We start from the raw sequence: 5,418 nt of genomic DNA, 5'->3' as shown, positions 1-5,418 counted from the left end.
TCTAATAACTCAATTAATTATCGAACGACGGGAATTTCGCTTTCCTGTTTGTTTGACATCATTTTTACCCCTAAAACTAATCTTCTTTGATGAGCAAAAGCCGACACACAGCTGATAAAGTTTTGTTGGGCCTGATTGACCTTTGGTCACGCTACGCGATCGTAGTTAGTTACAGTATTTTTTAGACTCTTACCATCCAGTGATATCCATTCTGAAGAGGGAATCATACTATATTGTTTACTCCATTTATTAACACAACTTGGAGTTCTTCGTAATCTAAATTAATCATGACTCTTCTGATTGCTGAATAAGAAGGAACACGAGCACAAGGAATTTTAAGTCTACTAATTAATTGGGTGCGGTGGCGTTCTACAAATCTACCCAATTGTCGATAACCCCAATAACCACTCATCATCCCCATAATTATGATTAGAAGCACCAGCCACAGAGGATGACGAAGACCATGAGGACTGCGATGATCAGGTATTTCCAAAAGAAACGTCGATTAAGCTTTTCTCCCTGATTTTAGGATATAAGGGAAATTAGCCGGAAAAATCCGGCTATTGCTTCAATATACACCTTTTTACTCTATAATGAAACAGCCCTGCCCTTAATAAGGGGGGGAAGGAATTTGCTCTAATCCCGCGCTCGGAGGGGGGGAAACGTTTAGACTCAAACCAACTATAGGCTGTATTAATATGCTCAACTGTTGCTAACGCTAACACTAAAATACCATCGAGGTCTAAGCGAGTATCACAGTAATCCAAAATTGAGTGTATATTTCCACCACTACCGCCAATAAAAATACGATGTGGTGTTGGTAATTTTTTTAAAAATTTTGTCATAAAACCAGAAGATGACCTTGGAAATATGAAAAGCCGCCCCAATCATTATGCAAAAAAAATAAAGCAACAAGTAACTTTGCCTTTGAGGATTGATGTAATAGAATATTTTGAAGCCAAGGCGCAATAAAAAGGAATTTATTACCAATAATTAATCAATTTATACCTTCAGGATTGTGTTGTCAGTCAACGAGAACTCTCGTTTGAGTAGTTCGATTGCTGAGCTTGTAGAGTGGGATCTCTCAGCTTAAAAAGGCTGCCAAATTTTCTCGGCTCAGAAATTAAGATATAAACTTGATAATATTCCCATTCTCTTGTCACTTTTATCCTAAGCATTCAGTCATCAGCTAATGGGCGTAGCCCATTAGCTTAAAGGTAAGCATTCAGCTATCAGTTATCAGTTATCAGCTATCAGCTATCAGCTATCAGCTTAAGCGCTACGCGCACGCTACGCGAACAGCTTTCAGTTTATGTGCTACTAGATCGGTGCTTTTGAATAAAATAAGCTGACGGCTGACGGCTGACGGCTGACGGCTGAATGCTTACGCTTAAAGCTTTTGTATCTGGGTTGTAAACATACGAATTACTGAAAAAGGCATCCATGCAAGAGGGGAAAGAGATCCTCAGTTTTATTGTCCAATAAAAAAAGACCATACAGGTTTACATTTCAACTACAAATGCTATATAACTGTCTTGTGTTTTTGCAATTTATCAGGCTTGTAGCTGGGTTTTCACCCCGTTTCTTTGATTTCCATAAAATTTATGACTCAAACCGTATCTTCCACTACCGACGAAAATCTTAACTTAGGTATTCTGGCTAAAGAAGCTGGAATAGCTCTGATCATAAAATTTGCAGGTATTCTTCTGACTTATGTAGTGCAGGTTTTCCTGGCGCGATGGATGGGTACCACTGAGTATGGCATTTATGAATATGTGATTGCTTGGTCTATCCTCTTAGCAATTCCCGCAGGATTGGGTTTACCCCATACCGTTTTGCGCTTTGTATCCCAGTACCAGGTGAAAGAAGAATGGGGACTGTTGCGAGGTATCGTGCGCAGTAGCTGGTTGATGACTATTCTCGCTAGTCTTTTGCTTAGCTTGCTAGCTGCTGGTGTAATTTTACTGCTGAATTATTACCACCCCTTTGCTTATGCCACTCCTTTATTAATAGGTATCGGTCTGATACCATTACAAGCCCTGGTAAATTTGCAATTGGAAACTTCCAGAGCTGCCAAGGATGTTACTTTAGCCTACGCGCCATCACTAATAGTCTGGCCGGTTTTGGTAGTCTGTGGAGCATTTCTGGTCTTAGAGACAACTCACTTCCTGACGGGGAATTTAGCAATTGCCATTGCCCAAATAGCCTTGCTAATAGCTGTTTTATTCCAGTTGGGATTGTTATTGCTGAAATTAAACCAAGAATTTGAACCCAGCAAACCAGTCTATGCCATTCGAGAGTGGTTGGGTGTCGCTTTTATTGTGTTATTACAGTATGGTTGTTTTATCATTCTCAGTAAAAGCGACACCATTATGGTCGGTTCGATATTAGGACCGGAGGAAGCGGGGATGTACGGTGCGGCAGTGAAGACGGCTGAATGGGTCGCTTTTGTACTAACAATTGTCAATATAGTAGCCGCTCCCAGTTTCGCAGCTTTGTACGCTAAAGACGATATCGAGGGTCTGCAAAAGGTGGTTTCCACAGTTGCGGTCTGGATTTTCTGGCCTTCTTTGGTTATTTCCTTATTTCTAATCGCCTTCAGTCAACCGGTTTTAGGAATATTTGGCTCGGAATTTATTGCCGCCAATTGGCAGTTAAAGATTTTGGTCTTAGGACGGTTGCTCAGCACTTGGTGCGGTTCTGTGGGCTATTTGATGGTGATGACGGGTCATCAAAATAAATCGTTACCCGTTTTTATTTATACGACTGTTCTCAATATCGTGTTAAATGCGATCGCCATTCCTATGATTGGTGCGGTAGGGGCGGCTATCGCCACAGCTTTTTGTTCCGCTGTGTGGAATATTTGGCTCAGTTTTTTAGTGGTGAAATATGTGGGAGTAAGTCCCCTAGTTTTCAGGGGACTTTTTCAACAGTTTTCTTCAAAAGAAGAGATCGGAACGTAGATATAAGGTTCCTGTTTTATTCAGCAATCCCTAATGTACCCAATAGTTTGTGAATTGGTTGCTCTGGATAGCTGACAATACTCTCTAAGCATTGGAAGTAGCGTTTGGATACCTCTTCAATAGTAGAAAAGTCAAAAAGGTCGGTACGATAACGGAACTGGGTGATCATTGGCGCTCCTTCCATTGCTTTGATTCTGAGATGAAAGTCTGCATGGACTCCCTGCCTTTCAATGCTCTGGAAGTCAATTTCTAGGTTTGGCAGTTCTAGTTGCTCGGAGTTGATTACGTTTACCATGTTGAAGGCAACTGGAATAAAGGGACGATGTAGACCACCCTTAGATTTCCAGATTTCCATAAATTGACTCAGACAGAGATCTTTATGGAGATAGGCTTGTTTGAACGTTTGCTGAACTTCGTGCATCAGTTCCACAAACGTATAGTTGTCCTCAATGTTGATACGCAGGGGTAAAACGGTAGCAAAACAACCAATTAAGGATTGCACTTCTAGTCGCGGACGAGTTCCTAATGTGGAAAACACCACAATGTCCCCCTCAGTAATAAAACTTTTGAGTAAAAGGCTGTAGGCTGCCAAGCAACAGCTACTCAGGGTTGCGCCCGCTTTCCGACTCAACTGTTCTATGGCACGGGTTAAGTCATCGCCAATGGTCATGTCTACATTTCCTTGCTGGCAGCTTGGTAAACTTGGGTTGGGTCGATCTTTCGGTAACTCGGGAAGTTTTACCCCTGCTAGGTTTTGCTTCCAATAGTCCAGTACAGTTTCCTTAGCTTCTTGTCTTAAGGTGTACTCCCACCGGACAAACTCTGTATAGGTCATGGATGGTGTTTCTAAAGGAGAAGGCTGACCAGTTATAATTGCGGAGTACAGCGCTTTTATTTCCCCCATCAAAATTCCCATAGACCAAGCGTCTACTGCTAGGTGAGTTGTGCAAGGCATTAATACATAGGATATTTCGCTCAAACGCAGGAGATGAACTCGCAGGATGGGTCCCTCTAGCAAGTTGAATTGATAATAGGCTTCTTTGTGTAGATACTCCTGGACTCGATCCGCTTGTTTTTCCGCCGATAAGTCTTGGAGATCTACTTCTAACCAAGCTAAAGTCCTTGTATCTGGATGGACAACCTGAACTGGTAAACCATTAACCTCTTTGTAAGTTGTTCGTAAGGGTTCGTGACGAAGGACTATCTCCTCGAAGGTTTGTTTGAGGGCATCTCGGTTAAGGGGACCTGTTAAATGCCAGATGCGCCAAGCGGTATTGTGAATATCTCTTGGGTTTGCTCGGAACCAATAAAACTCTTGACCGAGAGATAGGGGAAACTCTCCTTCTGGGTAATTCCATTCTACTCCTGTGTCAGGTTTTTCGTAACCCAAAGACTCTGCTACCTTCCAAGTTTCTGGGCTCAAAAAGTCTACCTTATATTCTTCCTTCCAGCGCTCAGCAACTTTGGCATTAATCCCTTTGTAAGTGTGGAATTTAGGATCTCCCATCATCCGGGATACAGCGTGAACCCCATCGGTCATGCGCTGCTTCTTTTCCTTATAAGGTTGGAGCATATCGGGATGGAAATCTATCCCGATAAATTCACATAACTGATGAACAGTAGTTTCGGGTTGCTGCACTAAGTCTTCATATTTAAGCTGATGCTGACGGGAACTGGGTATATTCTTGAGGAACTCTAATATATTTTGGTGACTTATCAACCACATCAATTCTCCTTTTTGCTCCACTGAGAACTGGTTTTCTTCCATGGCCACCAACAAATCTAACCTGGCCTCTTTCATTGAACGAATTGTGGCCAGGGGATGGCGCTGGAGGTGGATATAAAGGGGATTTTCAAACTCTTCCTCCGCACGTTGCAGAACTTCTGGATTAAACACATAAGGTGGAGTCTTATCAGCTATGATTTGACCTGGCAGCCACTCTTGCATCAAAGAGAAAAACTCCTTGGTACTCAAGTTTTGTTCCTCTAACTCCTCCATAATCTGCTGTGCTTGTTCCCCATCACAGTTTTTGATTTCCATGATAGCGCGAATTACCCCTTCTCCCAGGAAATTATTGCGCCCAGAAAAAGCAGCTTTGCGTTCGGCAAGAGTATTAAAAGAAAGCAGATATAACTCTGGTGGTGCGAAAAGTTGTGGGTGTCCCGCCATAATCACCCTTAATAAGGTAGAACCAGAGCGTCCGGTACAGAGGATGAAAATAGCTTGTTTATTTTTCTTACCAGACGTATCGGATTGAACAGATTCCCCACAAAGGTGATGCTGTAGATATTGCCGCATCTGACCAATTTGCTGGGTGTTCAGTTTCTTCTGACGGGGCGACATGAAAGCTACAAGGCAGACAGAACTTGCAATCTAGCCCTGAGACCCTTTAGATAATTAGGCAACTTATGGCGGTTAATTTGCATTAACTCCTGCACACATTCAGAGTAAAGT

General features: G+C 42.3%; 4 protein-coding genes. 1 reads left to right on the top strand and 3 read right to left on the bottom strand.

Annotation, left to right across the window (positions count from 1 at the left end):
* Positions 1-223: 223 nt before the first annotated feature.
* Both F6K49_RS34620 and F6K49_RS34615 read right to left on the bottom strand, forming a co-directional pair.
* Positions 224-493: a transposase family protein gene (locus tag F6K49_RS34620; RefSeq protein WP_293103954.1), complete on the bottom strand. Its 270-nt coding sequence runs from the start codon at positions 491-493 to the stop codon at positions 224-226.
* Positions 494-560: 67 nt separating this feature from the next.
* Positions 561-845, bottom strand: coding sequence for a hypothetical protein (locus F6K49_RS34615; protein WP_293103951.1), 285 nt, complete (start codon positions 843-845; stop codon positions 561-563).
* A gap of 759 nt (positions 846-1,604) precedes the next feature.
* On the opposite strand from F6K49_RS34615, the gene F6K49_RS34610 reads away from it, so the two are divergent.
* Positions 1,605-2,963, top strand: a complete 1,359-nt coding sequence (locus F6K49_RS34610) for an oligosaccharide flippase family protein (protein WP_293103948.1) — start codon at positions 1,605-1,607, stop codon at positions 2,961-2,963.
* A gap of 16 nt (positions 2,964-2,979) precedes the next feature.
* Here the strand turns inward: F6K49_RS34610 and F6K49_RS34605 are convergent, their stop codons facing one another.
* The gene (locus F6K49_RS34605; protein ID WP_293103945.1) at positions 2,980-5,307 is read right to left on the bottom strand and encodes a condensation domain-containing protein; all 2,328 of its coding nucleotides are present in this window, start codon (positions 5,305-5,307) and stop codon (positions 2,980-2,982) included.
* Between the last annotated feature and the right edge of the window lie 111 nt (positions 5,308-5,418).

Source organism: Moorena sp. SIO3I6 (genome assembly GCF_010672095.1).
The sequence above is the reverse complement of the archived record's forward strand: the minus strand, read 5'-3'. Positions and strand labels throughout refer to the sequence as shown.